Source organism: Tardiphaga sp. P9-11 (assembly GCF_008329525.1).
Taxonomy (GTDB): Bacteria; Pseudomonadota; Alphaproteobacteria; order Rhizobiales; family Xanthobacteraceae; genus Tardiphaga.
Map to the genome: position 1 here is coordinate 148,733 of NZ_NPKQ01000003.1, position 25,269 is coordinate 174,001.

General features: G+C 61.6%; 20 protein-coding genes. 12 read left to right on the forward strand and 8 right to left on the reverse strand.

Annotated features, from left to right (window positions below; translation table 11 throughout):
* Positions 1 to 89 precede the first annotated feature (89 nt).
* Positions 90 to 1,166 carry a substrate-binding domain-containing protein gene (locus CIW50_RS13420; protein ID WP_149531752.1) on the reverse strand — a complete coding sequence of 359 codons (1,077 nt, stop codon included), beginning with the start codon at positions 1,164 to 1,166 and terminating at the stop codon, positions 90 to 92.
* Positions 1,167 to 1,295: 129 nt separating this feature from the next.
* On the opposite strand from CIW50_RS13420, the gene CIW50_RS13425 reads away from it, so the two are divergent.
* The 3 genes from CIW50_RS13425 (at position 1,296) to CIW50_RS13435 (ending at position 5,236) form a co-directional block, all read left to right on the forward strand.
* The gene (locus CIW50_RS13425; RefSeq protein WP_149531753.1) at positions 1,296 to 2,780 is read left to right on the forward strand and encodes an aldehyde dehydrogenase family protein; all 1,485 of its coding nucleotides are present in this window, start codon (positions 1,296 to 1,298) and stop codon (positions 2,778 to 2,780) included.
* A 96-nt stretch (positions 2,781 to 2,876) separates the two neighbouring features.
* Complete coding sequence (locus CIW50_RS13430) at positions 2,877 to 3,590, forward strand: glutamine amidotransferase (protein ID WP_149531754.1); 714 nt, start codon at positions 2,877 to 2,879, stop codon at positions 3,588 to 3,590.
* A gap of 152 nt (positions 3,591 to 3,742) precedes the next feature.
* On the forward strand, positions 3,743 to 5,236 hold the full coding sequence (locus CIW50_RS13435) for an aldehyde dehydrogenase family protein (RefSeq protein WP_149531755.1): 1,494 nt from the start codon (positions 3,743 to 3,745) through the stop codon (positions 5,234 to 5,236).
* 89 nt (positions 5,237 to 5,325) lie between these two features.
* On the opposite strand, the gene CIW50_RS13440 is transcribed toward CIW50_RS13435, so the two are convergent.
* From CIW50_RS13440 to CIW50_RS13450, 3 genes are all read right to left on the reverse strand, one after another.
* On the reverse strand, positions 5,326 to 6,843 hold the full coding sequence (locus CIW50_RS13440; RefSeq protein ID WP_149531756.1) for an acyl-CoA synthetase: 1,518 nt from the start codon (positions 6,841 to 6,843) through the stop codon (positions 5,326 to 5,328).
* Between the two features lie 81 nt (positions 6,844 to 6,924).
* On the reverse strand, positions 6,925 to 8,109 hold the full coding sequence (locus tag CIW50_RS13445) for an ABC transporter substrate-binding protein (protein ID WP_502707488.1): 1,185 nt from the start codon (positions 8,107 to 8,109) through the stop codon (positions 6,925 to 6,927).
* Positions 8,110 to 8,158: 49 nt separating this feature from the next.
* Complete coding sequence (locus CIW50_RS13450; protein WP_149531758.1) at positions 8,159 to 9,133, reverse strand: NAD(P)H-dependent flavin oxidoreductase; 975 nt, start codon at positions 9,131 to 9,133, stop codon at positions 8,159 to 8,161.
* A gap of 95 nt (positions 9,134 to 9,228) precedes the next feature.
* On the opposite strand from CIW50_RS13450, the gene CIW50_RS13455 reads away from it, so the two are divergent.
* From CIW50_RS13455 to CIW50_RS13495, 9 genes are all read left to right on the forward strand, one after another.
* Positions 9,229 to 10,119, forward strand: a complete 891-nt coding sequence (locus tag CIW50_RS13455) for a LysR family transcriptional regulator (protein ID WP_149531759.1) — start codon at positions 9,229 to 9,231, stop codon at positions 10,117 to 10,119.
* 221 nt (positions 10,120 to 10,340) lie between these two features.
* Positions 10,341 to 11,315, forward strand: coding sequence for an NAD-dependent epimerase/dehydratase family protein (locus CIW50_RS13460; protein WP_149531760.1), 975 nt, complete (start codon positions 10,341 to 10,343; stop codon positions 11,313 to 11,315).
* 4 nt (positions 11,316 to 11,319) lie between these two features.
* Positions 11,320 to 12,078 (forward strand): SDR family oxidoreductase, encoded by a 759-nt coding sequence (locus tag CIW50_RS13465; RefSeq protein WP_149531761.1) that lies wholly within the window; start codon positions 11,320 to 11,322, stop codon positions 12,076 to 12,078.
* Complete coding sequence (locus CIW50_RS13470; protein ID WP_149531762.1) at positions 12,075 to 13,505, forward strand: NAD(P)-binding domain-containing protein; 1,431 nt, start codon at positions 12,075 to 12,077, stop codon at positions 13,503 to 13,505. Before CIW50_RS13465 ends, CIW50_RS13470 begins: the two co-directional genes overlap by 4 nt.
* A gap of 151 nt (positions 13,506 to 13,656) precedes the next feature.
* Positions 13,657 to 15,273 (forward strand): ABC transporter substrate-binding protein, encoded by a 1,617-nt coding sequence (locus tag CIW50_RS13475; RefSeq protein ID WP_149531763.1) that lies wholly within the window; start codon positions 13,657 to 13,659, stop codon positions 15,271 to 15,273.
* Between the two features lie 112 nt (positions 15,274 to 15,385).
* Positions 15,386 to 16,417: an ABC transporter permease gene (locus CIW50_RS13480; protein WP_170849808.1), complete on the forward strand. Its 1,032-nt coding sequence runs from the start codon at positions 15,386 to 15,388 to the stop codon at positions 16,415 to 16,417.
* A complete protein-coding gene (locus tag CIW50_RS13485; protein ID WP_089268018.1) occupies positions 16,414 to 17,262 on the forward strand; it encodes an ABC transporter permease in 849 nt (282 codons plus the stop codon). The genes CIW50_RS13480 and CIW50_RS13485 overlap by 4 nt, the downstream gene beginning before the upstream one ends.
* On the forward strand, positions 17,262 to 18,935 hold the full coding sequence (nikE, locus tag CIW50_RS13490) for a nickel ABC transporter ATP-binding protein NikE (RefSeq protein WP_149531764.1): 1,674 nt from the start codon (positions 17,262 to 17,264) through the stop codon (positions 18,933 to 18,935). The genes CIW50_RS13485 and nikE overlap by 1 nt, the downstream gene beginning before the upstream one ends.
* A gap of 177 nt (positions 18,936 to 19,112) precedes the next feature.
* On the forward strand, positions 19,113 to 20,087 hold the full coding sequence (locus CIW50_RS13495; protein ID WP_246664266.1) for a Bug family tripartite tricarboxylate transporter substrate binding protein: 975 nt from the start codon (positions 19,113 to 19,115) through the stop codon (positions 20,085 to 20,087).
* 49 nt (positions 20,088 to 20,136) lie between these two features.
* Here the strand turns inward: CIW50_RS13495 and CIW50_RS13500 are convergent, their stop codons facing one another.
* Genes CIW50_RS13500 through CIW50_RS13515 form a run of 4 tightly spaced genes read right to left on the reverse strand, consistent with a single transcriptional unit; the run spans position 20,137 to position 25,244 of the window.
* The gene (locus CIW50_RS13500; RefSeq protein WP_149531765.1) at positions 20,137 to 21,792 is read right to left on the reverse strand and encodes a dipeptide ABC transporter ATP-binding protein; all 1,656 of its coding nucleotides are present in this window, start codon (positions 21,790 to 21,792) and stop codon (positions 20,137 to 20,139) included.
* 5 nt (positions 21,793 to 21,797) lie between these two features.
* Complete coding sequence (locus CIW50_RS13505) at positions 21,798 to 22,628, reverse strand: ABC transporter permease (RefSeq protein ID WP_149531766.1); 831 nt, start codon at positions 22,626 to 22,628, stop codon at positions 21,798 to 21,800.
* A 13-nt stretch (positions 22,629 to 22,641) separates the two neighbouring features.
* Positions 22,642 to 23,661, reverse strand: coding sequence for an ABC transporter permease (locus tag CIW50_RS13510; protein ID WP_149531767.1), 1,020 nt, complete (start codon positions 23,659 to 23,661; stop codon positions 22,642 to 22,644).
* Complete coding sequence (locus CIW50_RS13515; RefSeq protein WP_149531768.1) at positions 23,658 to 25,244, reverse strand: ABC transporter substrate-binding protein; 1,587 nt, start codon at positions 25,242 to 25,244, stop codon at positions 23,658 to 23,660. Before CIW50_RS13515 ends, CIW50_RS13510 begins: the two co-directional genes overlap by 4 nt.
* Positions 25,245 to 25,269 lie beyond the last annotated feature (25 nt).

The window sequence follows — 25,269 nt, forward strand, 5'->3', positions numbered from 1 at the left end:
GGAGGTTGCGCAGATGCATATAGCATCAAGGCGCATCTTCGCATCTCACATGATTGCTAACGCATGGACCGCCGTCCATCCGCGCATGGCTATGACTTCTTGCCGTGAAACACTTCGTTGACAGTCTTGATCGCGCCCGTATCTGATGCCGCATAGCCGGGCAGCTTCACCAGCGCGTCGCGGAACTCGGCGCCGCGCAGCACCGCGAGAATATGCTGCATCGGCGCCTGCTCCAGCAGTGTCTCGCGACAGACGAAATAGTAGTCCTCAGTCAGCAGCCGCACGAAATCCAGTCCGAACTGCCGCGCCGCGGCCTCGACGCCGAAGGCGACGTCGGCCATGTCGCTGGCCACATAGGCCGCGACCGCGGCATGGGTGAACTCCACCTGTTCGTAGCCGTTAATCTGCGCGGGCTCGATCTTGTGTTGACGAAGAAGCTGATCGAACAACAACCCAGTGCCGGAATCCTGATCGCGATTGACGAAGCGGATCGCGGGATTGATCAGCGCCTCCATCGATGTGATGCGCAGCGGATTGCCTGGCTTGACCATCAGGCCCATTTCGCGCGTTGCAAAGCCGACGACGCGATGGACCCGGTTGTCTACCCATTCCTTGCAGGCATTGACACTGCGCTTGCGTAGCTCACCGCGCGGCAGATGCACGCCGGCGAGATCGCAGGTGTTATGCGCCAGCGACACCAGCGAGGTCTGGTTGCTGACATAACGCAGATCGATACCCGCTCCAGCCGTCGCATTCAGCATCTCGCGCAGTTTTGACACCGCAAAGCCGTGGCTGGCGTGAACGCGGATGATGGCGGGATGATCGGGCAGCAGCTCCTTGAGCTCGGTGGCCAGTTCCTGCGCGAGATTTTCCAGTTGCGGTCCGAGCCGCGCTTCCAGCCGCTCGCCGGCCCAGACCAGTTTTTCGCCGAATGCCGTCAGCTTGGTGCCCTTGCCCTTGCTGCGCTCGACGACGGGCACGCCGAAGAAGGCCGACCAGTCATTCACCAGACTCCACGCATGACGATAGGACAGTTGGTTGCGGCTGGCCGCCAGCGTCAGCTTGCCGGTCTCATTGATGTCCTTGAGAAAGCCGAGCATCACCGATGTCGGCTGCCGCGAGCCCGGCTTGCGAAAACGCCAGATGGTTTCGATATCGATGCGCATCGTGCTCCCTGTGGCCGCGTCACCTATGTTCGTGACTGCATATGTGCCGCCGCGCCGTGACTCCCGTTATCATATTTACTGTCGACGCCCCTCCTGATCCGATCGTCGAAACATCGGGAGGTATACGCTATGCCAGAGATCTCACATGCCGGTCTTGCCGTTTCTGCGTCGTCGAAACTGACGCGCAAACGTCTCCTCATCGACGGCCAGCAGGTCGAGCCGTTGTCCGGTCGCTATTTCGATGTCCTCAACCCCGCAACCGGCGAAATCATCGCCGTGGTTGCCGAAGCCGACAGCGGCGATATCGACCGTGCGGTCCGCGCGGCGCGCAAGGCGCTCGAAGGTCCGTGGGGCCGCATGCGCGCGGCCGATCGCGGTCTTGTCCTGCAGCGCTTCGCACAACTGCTGGAAGATCACGCGCAGGAACTGATCGCGCTGGAAAGCCTCGACACCGGCAAGCCGCTCGCCGCCGTGCAGCGCCAGGATCTGCCCGCCGCCATCGACACGCTGCGTTACTATGCGGGCTGGGCCGACAAGATCAACGGACAGGTGATCCCGGCGCGCCATGATGCGCTGACCTATACGGTACGCGAGCCGGTCGGCGTCGTCGGCGCCATCGTGCCATGGAATTTCCCGCTGATGATCGGGATGTGGAAGATCGCGCCGGCGCTCGCCTGCGGCTGCACCGTCGTGCTGAAACCCGCCGAAATCACGCCGCTGTCCGCACTGCGGATCGGCGAACTGGCACTGGAAGCGGGCCTGCCGCCGGGCACGCTGAATATCGTGCCGGGATTTGGCAAGACCGCCGGCCGCGCCATGGTCGATCATCCCGATATCGACAAGATCACCTTCACGGGATCGCCGACTGTCGGCCGCGAAATCCTCGCCGGCGCTGCCGGCAATCTGAAACGCGTCACCCTCGAACTCGGCGGCAAATCCGCCAATGTGATCTTCGACGACGCGGATCTGGATTCCGCCACCAAGGCCGCCGCCTCCGGCATCTTCTTTAATTCCGGACAGGTCTGTTCGGCCGGCTCGCGCATCCTCGCGCATGCGTCCGTCTATGACGAAGTCGTGGAGCGCATGACGGCGCGCGCCAAGGCGATCCGCGTCGGCGATCCCACGCAGTCCGGGACCACGATGGGACCCATCGTCTCGGAACTGCAGATGAAGCGCGTGCTGGAATATGTCGATATCGGCACCAAGGAGGGCGCCGATGTCACGACCGGCGGCACGCGCATCGGTGACCGCGGTTATTTCGTCGCGCCTACGGTGTTCGCCAATGTCGAACACGAAATGCGCGTCTCGCAGGAGGAGATCTTTGGTCCCGTCGTCAGCATCATCAGGTTCTTTGACGAGGCCGATGCCGTGAGCAAGGCCAATGGCACCAAATACAGCCTTGCTGCCGGCGTCTGGAGCTCGGATATCGGCCGCGTGCAGCGCTTCGCCAAACAGGTGAAAGCCGGCACGGTCTGGATCAACACCTATGGCTATACGGATGTCCGGCTCCCCTGGGGTGGTTCGCGCGATTCCGGTTTCGGCCGCGAGCATGGCGATGCCGCGCTTGCGAACTTCACCGAGCCGAAGGCCATCTGGATGAATCTGAACGTCTGAGGCGCCTAGCGCATCCTTGCGTCGTACGATTGGCTGTTGATCGTTATATTCTTATGGATATAACGATTGCCGGTCAATTGCGCGTGAGCCCCCTTCATGAACCGTCACCGGCGTTCTGCCGTCGCCCTGCGTCATGTCGCTTTCGAGGACTTGGGCCTGCTGTCGTCGGTGCTGGATCGCGAGGGCTGGGACGTCTCGTTCTGCGATGCCGCCATCGATGACGTGTCACATTGCTCGATTGAGGATGCCGATCTGCTCGTCGTGCTGGGCGGGCCGATCGGCGTTTACGAGGCCGATGCGTATCCGTTCCTGACCCGCGAGATCGCCCTGCTCGAGCGCCGCCTGGCGCAGGGGTGCCCGACCCTCGGCATCTGCCTCGGCGCGCAATTGATGGCCCGTGCGCTCGGCGCCCGCGTCTATGCCGGTGGCGTCAAGGAGATCGGCTGGGGCCAGGTATCGCTCACGAAGCAAGGCGCGGCGTCATGCCTCGGCCCGCTGGCGGAGGATGGCGCCAGTGTCCTGCACTGGCACGGCGACACTTTCGATTTGCCCGAGGGCGCGATCCGCCTCGCCTCCAATGACGCCTACGACAATCAGGCCTTCGCTTACGGACGCCATGCCCTGGCGCTGCAATTCCACCTCGAAGCCGACCCGCGGCAACTCGAGGAATGGTATGTCGGCCACGCAGTTGAACTGACAGGTGCCGGCATTCCCATTACGCAGTTGCGATCAAACACCGCAGCTGTCGCCGGCCGGTTGCCCGATCAGGCAGATCGCATCTTCACGCGCTGGATCCGCGAGATCTGTTGAACGATTCCAGACGCGAATTCATCATCATGAATTCGTCGCGAAGACCTGACATGCAACACGCCGCAGGTTCCTCGCCTTTACCCGTTTCGCGAAAGCGATATATTCCGCGCGCACCAACGACACTTCAAACAAACGTCCGGGAGGATCACATTATGGGCTTGATGCAGCCAATCTCTGCCACCGCGCACCCCTACGCGAACGGCTCCTACAAGCAGATGCTGATCGACGGCAAATGGGTCGATGCGAAGTCGGGCAAGAAGTTCGAGACGCACAATCCGGCCACCGGCGAACTGCTGGCGACTGTCGCCGAAGGCGATGCTGGGGATATCGACCTTGCGGTCGCCGCCGCCCGCCGCGCCTTTGAAGGCCCGTGGAGCAAGGCCAAGCCGTACGAGCGCCAGGCGCTGCTGCTGAAATTCGCAGATCTCGTCGAGAAGAATTTCGACGAACTAGCCATGCTCGATACGCTCGATATGGGCGCGCCTGTCATGCGCACCTTCGCCGGCAAGCAGCGTATCCTGGGCATGCTACGCTTCTATGCCGGCCAGGCGACGCTGATCTACGGCGAGACCATCGAGAATTCCCTGCCAAGCGAGATCTTCTCCTACACGCTGAAGGAGCCGGTCGGCGTCGTCGGCGCGATCATCCCGTGGAACTCACCGCTGTCAGCCAGCATCTGGAAGATCGGCCCTGCCATCGCAACCGGCTGCACCATCGTGCTGAAGCCGGCGGAAGAAGCGCCGCTGACCTCGCTACGCCTCGGCGAGCTGGCATTGGAAGCCGGCTTCCCAGCCGGCGTCATCAACGTCGTGCCGGGCTATGGCGAAACCGCCGGCGCCGCGCTGGCCTCGCATATGGACGTCAACAAGGTCGCCTTCACCGGGTCGCACTTCACCGGACAGTCGATCATCCGTGCCTCGGCCGGCAATCTCAAGCAGGTGTCGCTCGAGCTCGGCGGCAAGTCGCCGAACATCGTGTTCTCCGATGCCGATCTCGATGCCGCCGTTCCCGGCGCCGCCATGGCCGTGTTCGCGAATTCCGGCCAGATCTGCAGCGCCGGTACGCGTTTGTTCGTCGAGAAGAAGATCTATGACGAATTCGTCGGCCGCGTCGCCGAATTCGCCAAGAAGCTGAAGGTCGGCAACGGCGCCAATCCCGACACGCAGCTCGGGCCATTGGTCTCCAAGGAACAGCTCGATCGCGTTGCCGGCTATCTCACGACCGGCAGCGGCGAAGGCGCCAAGGCTCTGGCCGGCGGCGGTCGACTGACCGAAGGCGATCTCGCCAAGGGCTTCTTCGTGCAGCCGACCGTGTTCGCCAATGTCCAGGACAACATGAAGATCGCGCAGGAAGAGATCTTCGGACCGGTGATCTCGGCCATCGCCTTCACCGACGTGGACGAACTCGTGCAGCGCGCCAACAACACGACCTTCGGTCTCGGCAGCGGCGTCTGGACCAGGGATGTCAGCAAGGCGCACCGCCTCGCCAAGGCTCTGCAGGCCGGCTCGGTCTGGATCAACTGCTATCAGGCGATGGATCCCGCCGTTCCGTTCGGCGGCTACAAGATGAGCGGCTACGGCCGCGAGTCCGGCGTCCACCACGTCGACGAATATCTCAACATCAAGGCGGTCTGGATCAACACCTGATCCCCGGGATCAACACCTGATCCATGACTGATTGAAACATGAAAGGCGCGAGGCGATCAGCCTCGCGCTTTTGTATCTCGCAACCCGCCTCAAGCCGCTGCGGCGGCTCCATACAGATCCCGCAGCTTGCGCTTGAAGATCTTGCCGGTCGATTCACGCGGCAGCGTGTCGTGGAAATGGATTTCTTTCGGCACCTTGAAGTTGGCAAGCCGCTGCTTGAGCCAGGCCTGAATCTCCGTCACCGCAAGCGTCGCACCGCTTTCCAGTTCTACGCAACCGATCAACCTCTCGCCGAACTCATCGTCGGGCACGCCGAACACCGCGCAGTCGCGCACGCCGTCCATGCCGATCAGCGTATTCTCTATCTCGGCAGGATAAATGTTGACACCGCCGGAGATGACCATGTCGCGCTTGCGATCACACATGAAGAGATAGCCATCCTCGTCAAGATAACCGACATCGCCAACGCTAATCAGGCTGTCACGACCGGCCTCGGCCCGTGCGTCGGGGCGGCCTTGATAGTCGAAATCCGGTACCGACGTCTGCCGCATGAAGATTTCACCGGGCACATTGACCGGACATTCCTTGCCATCGGCATCGAAGATCTTGACCACGCCGCCCTCGATGGTGCGGCCAACGGTGCCAGGCTTACGCAACGCCTCTTCCGATGAATGCCAGATCGGCACGCCGGTCTCGGTCGAGCCTAGATATTCGTTGATCACCGGTCCCCACCACGCGATCATCGCCTGCTTCACATGGATCGGGCATGGCGCTGCGCCATGGATGATGAAGCGGAGCGACGACAGATCGTAACGCGACTTCACCTCGTCCGGCAGCCGCAACAGGCGCACGAACATGGTCGGCACCATATGCATGTTGGTGATGCTGTGCTTTTCGGTGAGCTGTAGCAGGTCCTCGGGATCGAAGCGCGGTTCCAGCACGATCGTGCTGCCATGGCGGAAGGCCATCAACCCGTAGGAACTCGGCGCCGAATGATACATTGGCCCGTTCATCAGGATGATCTGATCCTCATTCGGCTTCAGCCCATAGGCGATGCCGCCGACGCGCTCGGATGCCGCTGCCTGTTCGGGCGTCATCGGCGCACGCGTCACGCCCTTCGGACGACCGGTCGTGCCCGACGTATAGAACATGGTCAGCGCGCGCTTCGGCACATTGTCCATCGGCTCGTATTGGTCGCGCCACGCATCGAAGTCGGTATGACCGGCGGGCACCCGTGTCGCGGCTTCGGTAACGCCATAAGCCGTTGCGATTTCCGGCGGCGTGCAGACGACCAGAATCGGCAATCCCTTCGGCAGGCTTTCCGCGATCTGCGGCAGCAGGTCAGCGTGGCAGACCAGCAGCTTCGCGCCGCTGTCAGCAAGAATATAGCTGACCTCCTCGCCTTTGAGATGCCAGTTGATCGGCACCACGCGCGCACCCAACGCACCCGCGCCGAACGCCGTTTCGAACAGGGCGAAATCGTTACGGAGCATCATGCCGACGGGTGCATCGGGGCCTGCCCCGAGGCTCTTGAAGCCGGTCGCCACCTTGGCGATACGCTGCATGATATCCGGATAGCTGATCGCACGATCACCGCTGATAATCATAGTCCGCCCTTGCTCTGTTCTTCAATCGATCGAAGCCGTTGCCGGTTTCGATCTCTTTTCTGTCGATGTGATGGCACAAGTTCACTGGTCGTCGAGCAATTCGCCAAAGCCTTCCCAATTCTTGCCGTTAAAACGGCGCAGCCGCAGCTGCTGGAACGAAAGGTAGTCGTCCTTGTCGGTATTAACCGTGACGCCCACCAGCAGCAGAGGCAGCTTGACGTTCTTCATTGACGTCGCCTGACGCAGGATGTTCTCCCGGCTAACATCGTCGCCGCACGCCTTCAGGATATGCGTGATGAGGTGCGCGTTGACGAACCCGGTCGCATAATTGGTGTTGCGGGCATCGGCCGACGGCAGGCTCTCCTTCATGAAGGCGAAGTAGGCTTTCACGTCCTCGTCTTGCGCCCACTGCTCATCGTTGATGTCTTTCTGATAACTCGACGTGATCAGGCCCGTGGCATTATCGAGACCGGCGGGCTCCAGAAACGTAATCGACGATGCCGAGGTCGGGATAAACATCAGATCCGGCTTCCAGCCAATTTCGGCAACGCCCTTGATCATTTGCGACGAGAATTTTCCGACCACCGCACCAAACAGGACATTCGCTCCTGACGACTTGAGCGCCGCGAGCTGTGACGAGATCGTCGGAGCGCTGGTCTCGTAGGTCGCCTCGGACACGATTATCTTCGCGGCCTTGTCGCCCAGGGCACGCTTGAAGCCGGCCACATAGTCTTTCCCGAGATCATCATTCTGCGCGAGAATGGCAATCTTGGCATCCGGCCTGGTTTTCAGGATGTGCTTGGCATAGACGACGCCTTCCGATTCATAGGCGGCCATGCCCGGCATGGTCCACGGGAACGCCTTCGGGTCGGCCCACTTGGTAGCGCCGCTCAGGACAAAGAGCTGCGGGATCTTCTTGCTGTTGAGATAGCGATGCACCGCATTGTTGGTCGCGGTGCCGAGCGTCCCGAACATCATCAGGACCTCATCCTGCTCGACCAACTTGCGGGTCTGCTCCACAGTTTTCGGCGGCGAATAGGCGTCATCGAGGCTGATGAACTTGATCTTGCGCCCGTTGATGCCCCCGTCGGCATTGAGCTTGGCGAAATAGGCTTCCTGCGCACGGCCGATCACGCCAAAACCCGAGAGTGGACCGCTATAGGGAAGCGTCTGCCCGATTTTTATTTCTTCCTTGGTGTTGGCCGTCGCCTGCGTCGTTGCATGAACGCTTATCGCAAGGCTCAAAAGCCCAAGCGTTCTCAGCATCACTGATGCCATGATTGTCTTCTCCCTATTTTGTTTTATCGGGCCGCGCTTATGCGCGTGCCCGTCTCGCAAAGTCAGAGGTCGCTTCCGCATATTCCTGCTTCAGGCGATCGACCAATTCGGCCACCGGCGGCGCATCAGTGATCTGGCCGATCCCCTGCCCGCAGCCCCAGATATCCTTCCAGGCCTTGACCTTCATGTTGCCGCCGGAGCCGAAGTTCATCTTCGTCTTGTCGGCCACCGGCAGATTGTCGGGATCGAGACCGGCTGCGGCGATGGACGGGCCGAGATAGTTACCATGAATGCCGGTGAACAGGTTGGTGTAGACCGTGTCATGCGCGGCGTATTCGGTCAGCGCCTTCTTGTAGGTCGCATCGGCATTAGCCTCTTCGGTCGCGATGAAGCGCGTGCCCATGTAAGCAAGGTCCGCGCCGAGCGCCAGCGCCGACGCAATCCCGTAACCGTCTGAGATCGCACCAGATACCAGCACAGTCCCCTTGAACCACTGCTTCACCTCACGCACCAGCGCGAAGGGCGACAGCGTGCCGGCATGTCCGCCCGCACCGGCGCAAACCAAAATCAAACCATCGACGCCCTGCTCGGCCGCCTTGCGCGCGTGCTTGACGTTGATGACGTCGTGAAACACGACGCCGCCATAGGAATGCGCGGCTTCGACGATCTCCGAAGGCGGGCGTAATGAGGTAATGATGATCGGAACCTTGTGCTTCACACAGGTCTCCATGTCCTTCATCAGCCGGTCGTTGGAGGCGTGGCAGATTTGGTTGACCGCATAGGGAGCAACCTTCTTGCCCGGATTTTTCGCCTTGTAATCGGCCAGTTCATCCTCGATGCGCGTCAACCACTGATCGAGCATTTCTACGGGCCGTGCATTCAGCGCCGGAAACGAACCGACGATGCCGGCCTTGCACTGCGCTATGACGAGTTCAGGACCGGAGACGATGAACAGCGGAGAACCGAGCACAGGCAGCTCGAGGGTGCCATCGAGAGCTTTCGGGAGCGACATAGGCGTTTCCTTATATTTTTATGCCCGAACTATAAGGGTTGACCGACCGCACGTATTGTTCGAATTTGAACAATCATCCTTCCGGATTTGTACATATGGACTGGGACCTCTGCCGGACCTTCAATGCCGTTGTTGACGCCGGAAGCTATCTCGGTGCTGCGAAGCGGTTGCGCACCAGCCACCCCACGGTCAGCCGTGAAGTGGCAGCGCTGGAAAAGCAGCTCGGCACCAAACTGTTCGTCCGCTCCGACGAAGGACTGGTGCTGACGGCGCGCGGCCGGCGCTTTCATGAGAGCACCACGGCGATGGCCGAGGCCGCGCTGAAGGCCGAAGCCGCCGCCGGCGCGTCAGGCCAAAGCGCACGCGGCGTCGTCAAAGTCTCCATCGGACCGACGCTGGCGAATTTCTGGCTGATGCCGCATATCGGTGCCTTCATCCGTCAGCATCCGCATGTCGAAATCCAGTTGGTGACGCACCCGTTTCCCGTCAGCGTGCGCAAGCGCGAAGCCGACATCGTGCTGCGACTCTATCAGACCGGCGACGAAAATCTCACGGGACGGAAAATCGCCAAGCTAGGCGTCGGCTTCTATGCGTCACGCGACTATGCCACGCGATACCCGCTGCCGGAACAGCGTGCTGCGTGGAAGGACCATACGGTCATCGGTTTTGCAGACAAATCCTCGAATTCCGAACTGGGCCGCTGGAGCGACCACATCACCAGGGACGCCACTGTCGCCATCCGCTGCTCGTCGCAGGCGGACATGCTGGCAGCGGTACGCGCCGGCATCGGCATCTGTGTCTTGTCATGCATCGTCGGCGATGCCCATTCGGATCTGGTTCGCGTCGCACCGCTGAAGCTGGCCAGCCTCTCTGATATCTGGCTGTTGGCCCATCCGGACCTCGTCGATCAGCCCCCGGTGCGCGCGGTGCTGGAATTCATCACCGCCTGCGCGCGCGACGATCGTGCGCTGCTACGCGGCCGTTGATGCGCTGCACATGCTCGGGCGTTCGCCTGCGGGCATCACCGAAAATTCTCCAGCGAGTGACATCGGCAAGAAGATGCGACAAGTTCTGGCTGTGTCAAATTGTTGCGTGTGCCCGACTGCCACTCAAGTGTGCGCTGCACGCCTGCAAAACGTGCTTGGGACATGAGACGCGATGGTCCAAAGAGGAACAAAGAACCGCCCCGCGGTTCACAGGCTGATCGATGAAGATTCTCGTTTTTGGCGGCACCGGCTTTGTCGGGTTGAATATCGCGGAGGCTCTGCTCAAGCGCGGCCATGCGGTCACCCTGTTCGACCGTGCAGGCCTGCCACCGGTGGCGCAGCCTGCCTTCGCTGACTATGGCGACAGGCTTTCGGTGATCGTCGGCGATGTACTTGACCGAACACTGATCGACAGTGTCATCGCCACCGGCTTCGATGCGATCGTTCTGGGCGCTGCGATCACGGCAGGCTCCGAGCGCGATGCCGCTGATCCCGAAAGCATCCTGCAAGTCAATCTGATGGCGCAGACGCCGATCCTGATCGCCGCGCGCCGCCATGGCGTCAAACGCGTGATCAATCTGTCGTCCGCCGGCGCTTATGGCGCCTCGACCTTTAAATATCCTCTGCTCGATGAAGATCTGCCCTGCGATCCCGTTTCGCTCTACGCGATTACAAAGTTCGCATCCGAGAAAGTCGCCGCACGCCTCGCCACGCTCTGGCAGACCGATTTCATCAGCGTGCGGCTCAGTGCCGTGTTCGGACCATGGGAGCGCGCAACCGGCGTGCGCGATACGCTCAGTCCGCTAATGCAGATCTTCACGGCTCACGCCAAACAGAGCGAAGCCACTCTGGCCCGTGCCGGTGTGCGGGACTGGATCTATGCGCCCGATGTCGGCGAGGCCATTGCTCTGCTGATCGAGGCGCCGACGACGCAGCATCGCCTCTACAATATCTCGAACCCGACATCGTGGTCCGCGCTGGAATGGGGCCAGCAAGTGGCGGAGCGCCGTCCGGGCTTTATGTGTCGCCTGGCCAGCGTCGGTGAAACCCCGACAATCAATCTGCACAGCGACTGCGACCGCGCACCACTTTCGACGGCGCGGCTGGAACAGGAATTCGGATGGCGCGCCAAATTTGGCTGCGCCGACTCAGCCGCGGATCTGATCGACTGGTCAGCGCGGCACAGCGAAGGATGAGCATATGAGGCTTCAGGGACGTACCGCGATCATCACCGGCGGCGGCTCTGGCATCGGCCAGGCCAGTGCCATGTTGTTCGCACAGGAAGGCGCGTTTGTCGCACTGGTCGATCGCGACGAGGCGGCATTGAAAGAAACACTGGCGATGCTGCCCAATGCGACCGAGGCGTCGATGCATCTCGGCGATGTCGGCGACGGCGATTTTGCGCAGGCCGTGGTCGGGGAGATCGTCGCGCGGCGCGGTCAGCTCGACGTGTTGATGACCTCAGCCGGCTTTTCCTGCGGCGGCACCGTGGTGACCACAGCGCCAGAAGATTGGGACGCCGTGTTTCGCACCAATGTCGGCGGCACCTGGCTGTGGGCGCGTGCGGCTGTCCCGCAAATGCAGAAGCAAGGCAAGGGCTCGATCATCACGCTGGCTTCGCAGCTTGCGATCGCCGGCGGCAAGGGCAACAGCGCCTATATCGCTGCCAAGGGCGCAATCATCAGCCTGACACGCACCATGGCCGTGGATTTCGCCACCGACGGCATTCGCGTCAACGCGATCGCGCCAGGCGCCATCGACACGCCCCTGCTGCGCCGCAGTTTCGCGCGCCATGCCGATCCGGAGCCCGTGCGCGATGCATCGCGCAACCGTCATGCCATGAAGCGTTTCGGTCTGGCCGAAGAAGTCGCGCAGACCGCACTGCATCTGGCGAGCGATGCATCCTCCTTCACCACCGGCACCGTGATGCCGGTCGATGGCGGATGGCTCGCAGCATGAACGACGCGCTCAAGGCGCTGGAAGCGCAGGTCCGCGACGATCTCCACAAGATCGCCCATCCGAACATGCCGTGGCTGCAGCCGAAGTCCGCACCGGACGGCACGCCCGCGGTTGACGTGCTCATCGTCGGCGCCGGCCAGTCCGGCGTTGTCACGGCCTTCGGCCTGCTACGGTCGCAGGTCACCAATATACTCGTTGTCGACAAAAGCGCCGAAGGACGCGAAGGCCCCTGGCTCACCTACGCCCGCATGCCGACATTGCGCAGCCCGAAGCACTTCACCGGACCCGATCTCGATATCCCCGCCCTCACCTATCAGTCATGGCACGAAGCCATGTTTGGCAAAGACCATTGGCAGGCGCTCGATCGCATCCCGCGCGGACACTGGGCGGACTATCTGCTGTGGTTCAGGCGCATCACCGGCGTGCCTGTGCGCAATGGCTACGAAGTCCTGGACATCGGACCTGCCGCGAACGGCTTGCTTGCAGCCACCGTGCAGAGTGCCGGTGGCATAGAAGTCATCCATGCGCGCAAGGTCGTGCTGGCCACTGGCCAGGAGGGCATGGGCGACTGGATGATCCCGGAGCAGCTCCAGCACCTGCCGTCGTCCCTCTGCGTCAACGCGTCCGCGGATATCGATTTCGAGGCCCTGCGCGGCAAGACCGTTGCCGTCATCGGCGCCGGCGCATCCGCCTTCGACAATGCGGCAACTGCGCTCGAAGCCGACGCTGAGGTGCACTTGTTGTGCCGCCGCGCGGAAATCCAGATCGTGCAACCCTACCACTGGCTAACCTTCCGCGGCCTGCTACGTCACTTCAGCGAACTCGACGATGCCTGGCGCTGGCGCTTCATGCGCCGCCTCATGGACCTGCGCGAAGGCTTCCCGCAGCCGACCTGGGATCGCTGCGCGCGGCATGCGGACTTCCATCTGCATGAAAATGCACTGATTCAGTCAGCACAAATAATAGGCAACCAAGTTGCGTTGCAGACACCACAGGGTACCTTCACCGCGGATCTCGTGATCTGCGGAACCGGCATTGACATGGATTTCGCGAGCCGCCGCGAATTGCAAAACTGCGCGGATAATATCGCGACCTGGTCCGATCGTTACGAGCCGCCGGAAACCGAGCTCAGCCCCCGCCTCGGTCGTTTCCCCTATCTCGCGGACGACTACGCGCTGATGGAACGCGTTCCCGGCACCACGCCGTGGCTCTCCGACATCCATCTCTTCGCAATTGCGTCTACCATGAGCTTCGGCCCATCGGGCTCGTCGATCAACGCGATGACCACTGCGATCCCGAAACTGGTGCATGGCCTGACGCGCGGCTTGTTCCGCGCGGATATCGAGCGATACTGGACTGCGTTCGAGGCCTACGACGTTCCACAAGTGACCATTGCGAGGGCACCGGAAGCTGCGGCGAAAAGCTAAAGGACCAAATTATCGCGGACGGGGAAAGTCCTCCCGTTTGATACCTTCGATCGTCGTTTGGCGCGTTCCTTGCTTCAATGGACGGGTTGCTCGACAGCCTCGGCACTGACGAGTCCATTCAGAGTTTCCGTCGAATTCAGAGGATAGGGTTATGGGACTGATGTATTCCAAGCAGATGCTCGGCGCCGCCGCAGCGCTGGCATTTTTCACTGCCGCCGTTCCTGCCAATGCGCAAACCCGCGCCGAAACCCTGCGCTACGTGACCGGCGCCGCCGTCAACACGCTCGATCCCAACATTCCCGGCTCGACCCGCGAAGCTTTCGCCGTCAGCCTTTCGACCTATGACCGTCTCGTCTCGTTCGGCCGCAAGCAGCTCAATGGCAAATGGGTGTTCGATCTCGACACCATCCGCGGCGAACTCGCAGAATCTTTCGACGTCAGCCCCGACGGTTTGAAGATCACCTTCAAGCTGCGCAAGGACGCGAAATTCCAGGACGGCTCGCCGGTCACGGCCGAGGACGTGAAGTGGTCGCTCGACCGCGCCGTCACCGCCAAGATTCTTGGAAAGGCACAGTTGCTGACCGGTTCGCTCACCGATGCCAGCCAGTTCAAGGTGATCGATCCCCTGACGTTCGAAGTGACATTGCCGCAGCCCGACAAACTGGCGCTGCCAAATCTCGCAACCGTCTATCCGATCATCATCAACTCGAAACTCGCCAAGGCCCACGCCACCGAGGAAGATCCGTGGGCACAGGCCTGGCTCAAGGAAAACACCGCCGGATCTGGCGCCTATATCGTCGAGACCTTCAAGCCCGGCGAGCAGGTCATCCTCAAGCGCAACGATGCCTGGAATCGTGCCGCCGGCGACAAGCAGGCCTTCTTCAAGCGCCTGATCATCCAGTCGGTGCCGGAGCCCGCAACGCGCGCCAATCTGGTCGAGAAGGGTGACGCCGATATCGTCATCGATTTGCAGGCAAGCGATGCGCAGGCGTTAGAGGCCAAGGGCAAGCTGCAGGTGATCTCGACGCCGCAATATAACGCCATCACCTTCATCTCGATGAACAACCAGATGCCGCCCTTCGACAAGCCGGACGTGCGTCGCGCCGTGGCCTATGCGCTACCTTATGACGATATGTTCAAGGCGGCACTGTTCAGCCGCGGTGATTTGCTGGCCGGCGCGACCTGGGCCGACGGCAAGCCACCGAGCGGTGCATTCCCGATCAAGCAGCCGATCAAGCTCGACCTTGAAAAAGCCAAGGCCTATCTGAAGGCCGCAGGCTATCCGGACGGTTTCTCAACCACGTTCAGCTTCAATGTGGGCCAGTCGGCAACGGCTGAGCCGATGGCTGCGCTGCTGAAGGAATCGCTCGCCAAGATCGGCATCAAGGTCGATATCCAGAAGCTGCCGGACGCACAGATGTCGACCCAGATCACCGAAAAGAAGCTACCCTTCTTCACCGAAGGCATCGTTGCTTGGCTGCCATCGACCGACTACTTCTACCGCAATTTCTATACCGGCAATCAGCGCTGGAACTACTCGTCGATAGACAATGCCGAGCTGACCGCGGTCGCGCAGAAGGCTCGTTTCGAGGCTGACAAGGCTAAGTACGAAGCCGACGGCAAGGTACTGAACGCGATGAACTTCGACTTGATGCCCCAGATTCCGCTATGGCAGCCGAGCCAGGACGCGGTCATGGCCTCGAACCTGACGGGATACACCTATCAGTTCCATCGCCAGGTCGATTACCGCGACCTCAGCCGGAAGTGATTGTCCGAGCACCATGCGAGCAAATCCCGGAGCGCCATTCTGTGGCGCTTCGGATCTACCCAGCTTGCGAGTTTAGCCGTAGCGAGCTGCCCATGACTACGAGTAACCGATCATGACGACACTGGGCGCAACGGCCATCCGTGCAGCGCGACGCTTCGCATCCTCCTTGCCTGCGCTGTTCGGTGTGCTGATCTTCACCTTCCTGCTGATGCGCGTCTTGCCGGGCGATCCCGCCGTGTTCTTTGCCTCGGGACCCAATTCCGGCAAGGAAGAGATCGAGACCATCCGTAAGCAGATGGGTCTCGACAAGCCAGTACCGCAGCAATTGTTCCTGTATCTGTATGACGTTGGCCGCGGCAATCTTGGCCGTTCGCTGATGACGGGCCAGAACGTTACCAAGGACTTGCGTGAGCGCCTGCCCGCCTCCCTCGAACTGACCTTCTCGGCACTTCTGATCGCACTTGTTCTCGCAATCCCGCTGGGTGTCCTTGCAGCGCTTAAACCAGGCTCGCTTGTCGATCACGGCGTGAGGCTATTCTGCGCCCTCGGGGTCTGCGTCCCGACCTTCGTGTCGGGACTATTACTGATCTATATCTTCTATTATCTGTTCGGCGTGTCGCCCGATCCGACCGGGCGCGTCGATATCTTCACCACGCTGCCACCAGCGCATACCGGGTTCCTGCTGATCGACTTTGCACTCGCTGGCGATTTCGACGGCTGGTGGGCCGCGTTCAAACAGTTGATCCTGCCAGCCTGCACCATGGCGCTGTTCGTGATCGCGCCATTGGCGCGTATCACTCGCGCCTCGATGCTGGCCTCGCTCGGCAGCGATTTCGTCCGCACCGCGCGTTCTGTCGGCCTGTCATGGTGGCGCATCATCGTCACCTATGCGCTGCGCAACGCCATCCTGCCGGTCATCACCATCGCCGGTATCGTGTTTTCGACCATGCTCGGCGCCAATGTACTGGTGGAGAAAGTGTTCTCCTGGCCCGGCGTCGCCTCCTACGCGCTCGACGCTCTGCTGTCGTCGGACTATGCGCCGGTACAGGGCTTTGTGCTGCTGATGGCGTCGGTCTTCGTTATCGTCAATCTCGTCGTCGATGTGCTCTATGGCATCGCCGATCCCAGGATTTCCATCGGATGAGCAGCGCAACACTTCAACACGCCGCCTTCATCCTGCGCGGCAATCCCATCACCGGTATCGCCGCCATCGGCGCATCACTTCTGATCTTCGTCGGCATCTTCGGCCCGTGGATCGTACCCTACGATCCTATCGCATCGAATGTGCAGAACGCCCTGATGCCGCCGAGTGCTGCGCATTGGGCAGGCACCGACCAGCTCGGCCGCGACGTCTTCAGCCGCATCATCGTCGCCGCGCAACTCGACCTCGCGATTGCCGTCTCTGCGGTCGGCATCTCCTTCGCGCTGGGCGCCGTCATCGGCGCGCTGTGCGGCTATTCCGGCGGCAAGCTCGATCGCGCTGTCGGCCGCTTCGTCGATGTGCTGATGGCGTTCCCGCTGTTCGTGCTGGCCATGGCGATGGTCGCCGCACTCGGCAACCGCGTGGAGAACATCGTCATCGCTACCGCGATCATCAACCTGCCATTCTACATCCGCTTTGCACGCGCCGAAGTGAATGTCCGCCGCAACCTCGGGTGGGTTGAGGCCGCACGCGCCTGCGGCGACAGCCATGTCTCCGTGGTGCTGCGCTTTCTGCTGCCGAACGTGCTGCCGGCGATGGTGGTGCAGATGTCGCTCAATCTCGGCTGGGCGATCATCAATGCCGCCGGCCTCTCCTTCATCGGCCTCGGCGTCAAACCTCCGACGCCGGAATGGGGCATTATGGTCGCGGAAGGCGCGCGCTTCATCTCCACTGGCAAATGGTGGCTTGTAGCCTTTCCCGGCCTGGCGCTGATGCTCGCCGTGCTCTGCTTCAATCTGCTCGGCGACGGGCTACGTGATATTCTTGATCCGAGACAGCGAACGTGATGACGACACCAAAACCGCTGCTCGATATCGAAAATTTGCAGGTCACCTTCTCGACACGCCGCGGCCCGGTCGAGGCCGTGCGCGGCATCTCGCTGTCGCTTGCCGAAGGCGAGACGCTCGGTATCGTTGGCGAAAGCGGCTCCGGCAAATCGGTGACCGGTTTTGCGATGACGCGCCTGCTGGATGCCTCGGGCAAAATCTCCGGCGGGCGCATCTCATTCCGGGATCGCGATATCACCAAAATGACCAGCGCCAGCCTGCGTGAGATGCACGGCTCGGCGATGGCGATGATCTTCCAGAATCCGCGCGGCGCGCTCAACCCGATCCGTGCCATCGGCCAGCAGATCGCCGATGCTATTCTGGCGCATCGCAAGATATCTGCTTCGGAAGCCCGCGCAGAATCGCTCGAATTGCTGCGCGCGGTGAAGATCCGCGATCCCGAAAAGCGCATGAACGCCTATCCGCACGAGCTCTCGGGCGGCATGTGTCAGCGCGTGATGATCGCGATGGCGATCTCCAGTAATCCGGCGCTGCTGATCGCGGATGAGCCGACCACAGGCCTCGACGTCACCACGCAGAAGGTGGTGATGGATCTCCTCGCCAGTATCGCCGCCGAGCGGGGCATGGCGACAATCCTGATTACCCACGACCTCGGCCTTGCCGCGCGCTATTGCCGCCGCGTCGTGGTGATGGAACAGGGCAAACTGGTTGAGGAAGCCGACGCGCTGACGCTATTCCGCTCACCGCAGCATCCCTACACCAAGCGCCTCGTCGCAGCATCGCCGACCGCGACTTCGCGGGTCGAGGATCTTGTGACCGACGACGAGAAGCTGCTGGTGCCCGTGGCGCCGCCGCCGAAACCCAAGCATGGCACCCCGCCGCTGCTGGAAGTACTCGATCTCGTGAAACGTTTCGACGACGGCACCGTCGGCGTTGCGAATTTCTCGATGTCCATCGCGCCCGGCGAAAGCGTCGGCCTGGTCGGCGAGTCCGGCTCCGGCAAGAGCACAACCTCGCGGATGATCTGCCGGCTGCTCGACCAGACCGAAGGCACCATCAATTTCAACGGTCAGTCGATCAGCCATGTTCCCGCGCGCGACTTCCACCGTGCGCCACAGCGCCGCGAGATCCAGATCGTTTTCCAGGATCCGAACGACAGTCTCAATCCGCGTTTCAACGCCTTCGATTGCATCGCGCATCCCCTGATACGGCTGCTTGGGATGAGCAACGGTTCCGCACTGCGCCAGCGCGTCGCCGAATGTGCGCATCGCGTCGGCCTGCCCGCGGACCTGCTGGAGCGCTTTCCGCACCAGCTCTCCGGCGGCCAGAAGGCTCGCATCGGCATCGCCCGTGCAATCGCGTGCCGGCCTAAGCTGCTGGTGCTGGACGAGCCAACGGCAGCCCTCGATGTCTCGGTACAGGCCGTGGTGCTGCAACTGCTTGAGCGGCTTCGGCGCGAGGATAATCTCTCTTTCCTGTTCGTCAGCCACGACCTCAACGTCGTCCGCATGATGTGCCAGCGCACCATCGTGCTGCGCAACGGCGCCATCGTCGAGCAGGGTGAAAGCCATCAGCTGTTCGACAATCCGCAGACCGACTACACCCGCGAACTCGTGGACGCGGTTCCGCATATCGAGATGATCGCAGCGGAGAAAGCGGCCGCCGGCGCCTAGCCGCGGGCATCGCCAGCGGCGAAACGCCTCAACCGGTGGGCTTGCCCGGTTCCATTCGCGGGACCATACCGACTATAGTGTGAGTAGTGCCGGCGCCGGATACCTTGCATCCGCGCGATATCTCGCCGAACATAAGGCCAAGCGTCGCCAACGACGCACCAAAATCGGGAGGATTCCGTGCGGATCAAAGCCGTTCACGTTGCGTTGCTTGCCGTTATGGCGAGCTGTTCTGCCATCACGACCGCGCACGCCCAGTGGCCGCAGAAACAAGTTACCTTTATCGTTCCCTTCGCAGCCGGCGGAGGCACCGATGCCTTTGCACGCCCTCTGGCGGCGCAGCTCGACACACAGCTTGGCAAGCGCGTGATCATCGAGAACCGCGCCGGTGCCGGCGGCACGGTCGGCGCTTCGGCAGCGGCCAAGGCGGCGCCCGACGGCTACACCTTCTTCATGGGCGCCGCGCATCACGCGATTGCGCCGTCGCTCTATCCCACCCTTGACTACGATATCGAGAAAGACTTCATCCCGGTGGCGCTGATCGCGCGGCCACCGCAAGTCATCGTGGTCAATCCCGACAAGGTCTCGGCCAAGACGCTCGGTGAGTTTATCGCCTATGCCAAGGCCAATCCGGACAAGCTGTCCTATGGTTCGGCCGGGGCCGGCACCACGCATCATCTGGCCGGCGAGTTGTTCAAGATCCTAACCCAGACCAAGATCCAGCACGTGCCCTACCGCGGCGCGGGCCCGGCCATGCAGGATCTGATCGCGGGTCACGTGCCCGTGGTGTTTGACGGCCTCGGCTCATCGGCGGCGCCGATCCGCGCCGGGCAACTCCGCGCGCTGGCGATTGCCGCTCCGAAGCGCGTGGCAGCCTTCCCCGATCTGCCGACGGCGGCTGAAGCCGGTTTGCCAAATTACGAAGTTGCCACCTGGTACGGGCTGTTCGCGCCCAAGGGCACGCCGCCCGACGTGGTCGAGCGCATGGCGAAGGAATTGAAGGCGGCATTGCAGGTGCCGGCAATCAAGGAAGCGTGGGAACGCAATGGCTCCGACGTGCCTGATGTGGCCGGCGCCGACTTCGGCAAGATGGTGTCGGCCGAGGTGGCGCGCTGGCGCAAGGTCGTCACCGAGGCCAACGTCAAACTGGATTGATCCGGCAGAATTACGAAGCCCGCCAGACATAACGTCTGGCGGGCTCTTTTTATGCGGAAGCGACTTCCGCCTGCTTGGCGCCCGGCCCGGCGAACATCGTGCGACCGGGAATCGCATCCAGCAGCGCGCGCGTATAGGCATCGCTCGGGTTCTGGAAGATCTTCTGCGTTTCGCCCTGTTCGACGATCTCACCGCGCCGCATCACAACGATGCGGTCGGCGATTTCAGCGGCGACGCGCAAGTCATGGGTAATGAAGATCATCGCCAGGTTCATCTCCTCGCGCAGTTCGGCGAGAAGCTGCAGCACTTGCGCCTGCACCGACACGTCGAGCGCCGAGACTGCTTCGTCCGCCACCAGCACCGAAGGCTTCAGAGCCAGCGCACGCGCGATACAGATGCGCTGCCGCTGACCGCCAGAGAATTCATGCGGATAGCGGTTGGCCGCACTCTCCTGCAGACCAACACGGGCCAGCAGACGCTTGGCATCGGCCATCGCTTCCTTCGAAGGCGTGCCATAAGCAATCGGGCCACCGGCAATGGCGTCGCCGACCTTCTGCCGCGGATCCAGCGCCGCGAAGGGATCCTGGAACACGATCTGAATCTTGCGGCGCATCTGGCGCAATTTCTCGCCACGCTGTGACAACAGATCCTTGCCATCGAAATGCACGGAACCCGTATCTGGCTCGATCAACCGCATGATCAGACGTCCCAGCGTGGACTTGCCCGAACCGGACTCGCCGACGATGGCTACCGTCTCGCGCGCCTTGAGGCCGAGCGAGATGTTCTGCACGGCATCGGTGCGACGCGGCGGCAGGAACATGCCTTGCTTGGTAATGAAGGTCTTATTCAAACCGACGGCGTCGAGCAACGGCTCGCCGGTGATCCTGCGATCTGTTTTGGTCAGCGAGCGCGAACCGGGGACGGCAGCGATCAGGCTCTTGGTGTAATCGTCTTTCGGATTGCGCAGCACCTCATCGACGGTCCCCTGCTCGACCACGCGGCCGTTGCGCATGACCACGACGCGATCGGCGACGTCGGCAACGACGCCGAAATCGTGGGTGATCAGCAGCACGCCCATGCCGCGCTCCGACTGGAGCTTCTTCACCAGCGCGAGAATCTGCTTCTGCGTGGTCACGTCGAGCGCGGTGGTCGGCTCGTCGGCAAGAAGCAGCGCCGGATTGTTGGCCATCGCCATGGCGATCATGATGCGCTGGCGCTGGCCGCCCGAAAGCTGGAACGGGAAACTACGCGCAAGCGCCACCGGATCCGGCAAACCGACGTCCCGGATGAGCTCCTGCACGCGCGCGTCCACCGCCTCCTTGGACGGCGTCGGCTTGGTATGCGTGATGATCGATTCCGCAATCTGCTGGCCGACACGGGCGAGCGGATTGAGCGCGCTGAGCGGCTCCTGGAAAATCATTGAGATGGCGCCGCCGCGCAGGCGGCGCATCGTCGGCTCATCGGCCTTGGCGATATCGTTGCCGTTGAAGCTGATGCTGCCTTGGGCGACACCCGTACGGTCGGGCAGCAATCGCAGGATCGCATGCGCGGTCATCGACTTTCCGGAGCCGGACTCGCCGACCAGACAGACGATCTCGTTGCGGTTGACGGTGAGCGATACGCTTTCGATGGCGAAAGGTCGATCGGCGCCGGGTGGCAGGCTGATGGAGACGTTCTCGATGGCAAGCAATGTTTTATCGGTCATGGATACTATCGCTTGCGTGAGATACGGGGGTTCAGCGTGTCGTTGAGACCTTCACCCACAAGATTGATGGCGAGCACGGTGAGCAGGATGGCGAGGCCAGGAAACACGCTCATCCACCATGCCTGACGGATCACGGTGCGCGCGGCACCGATCATGAAGCCCCATGACATCAGATTGGGATCGCCGAGACCCATGAAGCTCAATGCACTTTCGATCAGGATGGCGCTTGCGACTGCAAGCGATCCGGTGACGATGATCGGCGAGATCGCGTTCGGCAGGATACGGCGCAGCACCACGGTTAGCGGATGCTGGCCCTGGCACACCGCAGCCTGAACGAATTCACGTCCGCGTAGCCGCATGAACTCCGCGCGGGTCAGGCGCGCCAGCGGCGGCCAGCTGACGATGCCGATGGCGAAGATGATATTGGAGATTTTTGGCCCGATGGTCGCGACCAGAAGGATTGCGAGAATGAAGCCCGGAATGGTCTGAAACAGCTCGGTGATGCGCATCATCACCTCGTCGACCTTGCCGCCGAAGTAACCGGCGATGGCGCCGATCGTGACGCCGATGACCAGCGAGGTCAGCGTCGAGATGACGCCAATGATCAGCGAAATGCGGGCGCCATGCGCGATGCCGGCGGCCACGTCACGGCCAAGCATATCGGAGCCGAGCCAGAGCCCTTCGCTGAGCGGTGGCTGGAACGGCGCGCCGACCATGTCCCAGGGATCATCGGGGAACAGCCATGGAGCCGTCACCGCGAGGATGACCACCGTGAGGAGGACGATGAGGCCAATCATCCCGGTGGGATGGCGGAGAAACGATTTGAGTGTAGACATCATATAATCCCGTTCACGATGCCGCGCGCACAGAGACGCGCGGATCGATCACCCGGTAGATTGCATCAGTGAGAAGATTGAGCGCGATCACGATCACCGACATCACCAGGAATACGCCGAGCAACACCGGATAGTCGCGCTGCAGCAGCGCGTCATAGATCAGACGGCCAAGACCCGGCCAGGCGAACACGGTTTCGATCACCACCGCGCCACCGACCAGCGCGCCGGCCTGCATGCCGGCGACGGTGACGATTGGCAGCATCGCATTGCGCAAGATATGGCGAATGATGATGCGGCCCTGTTTCAGGCCCTTGGCCTTAGCGGTCTTGATAAAGTCCTGGTGGGTGACGTCGAGCACCGAGGAGCGCATCAGGCGTGTGTAGATCGCGAGATACACCGCTGCGAGCGACACCGCCGGCAGAATCAGATGCATCCCGATATCGCCCATGCGCTGCAGTGTCGTCATCGGCACGCCGATCGTGACGTAGCCGAAGGCCGGCAACCAATCGAGCTGCACCGAGAACAGCAACACCAGCATCAGGCCAAGCCAGAACACCGGCGTCGCATACAGGAGCAGCGACACGATCGTCAGCAACGTATCTGACCACTTGCCAGCACGAACCCCGGCCAGCGTGCCGAGGATGATGCCCGACAGAAGCGCGAGAGTGAAAGCCGTCGCCGTCAGCAACAGTGTCGCGGGTAGTCGCTCGAGAATGAGCGATGCCACGGTCCGCTGCTGCCGATAGGAGTAGCCGAGGTCGAGCGTCACGACGCGCTTCAGATAGTTGGCGAGCTGAATCGGATAGGGCTTGTCGAGCCCATATTCAGCGCGCAACTGCGCCAAAAGCTTCTCGTCCGAGGCGCCGCTCTGGCCGGCAATCACCTGCGCGGGATCGCCGGGTGCGGCATGCACCAGAATGAAGTTGAAGGTCGCGATGACCAGAACGACCGCGACGAATTTGACAAACCATCCCGCGAGTGCGAGGGCGACCGCGAAAACACGACCGCCGCTGTTGATCGAAGCCGAGGTCATCCGAAGCTCACCGAGCTGAAGGACTCGTGCACGCCGACGCCGGTTGAGGTGACGTTCTTCAAGCGCTTGTCGATAAAAGTCGGATAGGCCGCCTCGAACATCCAGACCACCGGCACATCCTCGACCAGGATCTTCTGCACCTTACTGTAGAGTTCCTGACGCTTGGCATCATCAGTTGCCGATGCGGCCTCGTCGAACAATCTATCGACCTCTGGGTTGGAATAGCCGGCGGTGTTCGAGAACAGGATACCCTTCTTGATGTTGGACGAAATATAGGTGCGCGACACCCCCAGCGCAGGATCGCCATACTGATAGACCAGGTTGCCGGTCATCTCGTAATCCCAGTTACTGAATTTCTCGGCCCAGCCGCCGACGTCGGTGTTCTCGAGCTGGATGTCGATACCCACACGGCCGAGCGTCTGACGAATGAATTCACCGGCACGCTGATAGACCTCGCCATAGGGCGGGATCAGATATTTGAGTGTGACGCGCTTGCCGTCCGGACCAGGCTTCAGGCCCATCTCGTCGAGCAGTGCTTTGGCCTTCTCGATCGAGTAGTCGTAACGCTTGACATCCTTTTCATAAAAACGCGTCTTCGACGACACCGGACCGGTCGCAATCTTGGGCATGCCGAAATAGACGCGCTGCGCCATCGATTTCAGATCGAGCGCATGCGCAATGGCCTGACGGAACCGCTTGTCGTCCATTGGTTTGACGCGGTTGTTGAGCTCAAGCCACTGATGCGGCGCGAAATATTCGTACCCCTTGGTAGTCATCTCGTAGTTCGGTAGCTTCGACAGGCGAGCGACATCATAGAACTCGATGTCGTTCCATTGCGTGAGCTGGATCTTGCCCTGCTCCAGCGCCAACGATCGCGACGCGGCATCCGGAATGATGCGATAGATGACCTCGTCCAGATATGGCTCATCCTTGCGGTAATAGCCTTCGTGGCGGACGAGATGGACGTGGGATCCTTTGACCCACTCCTTCAGCTTGAACGGACCCGAACCGATCGCCTGCGCATTGGCCGGGTTCTTGCGATAGTCCGAACCATCATAGATGTGCTTCGGCACGATCGGGCCGGTGGTGCAATCGAGCGCGGTGAGGAACGGCGCAAACGGCGCCTTCATCTTGAAGATGACCGTGAGCGGATCGGGTGTCTCGGCCTTGTCGATGCGCGAATAGATTGCACGCGCACGCGCATGCGTCTCCGGCAGCATCTTGGTCATGGAGAACGCAACATCCTCCGAGGTGAGCGGCTTGCCATCGTGGAAGGTGATGCCCGGAAACAGCTTGAACGTGTAGGTGAGGCCATCGGGCGAGACCTCCCAGGACTGCGCGATGCCGGGCATCGGCTTGAGGTCGGTGCTGTAGCGCAGCAGGCTCTCATAGATCTTGCCGCCCAGGGTCAGCGTCGGCTGCTGCTGGTTCAGCGCAGTGACGAGAATCGGAGGCTCAGGCTGAATGATCGTGTTCAGCGTGCCGCCCTTGGTCTGCCCAGCGGCACGGGTGATGCCGAGGGGGATACCCGAGAGAGCAACCGCGCTCACGCCCATCAGCTTCGCGAATTCACGTCTATTCATAGCCTCTTCCTTTAAACATTGACGC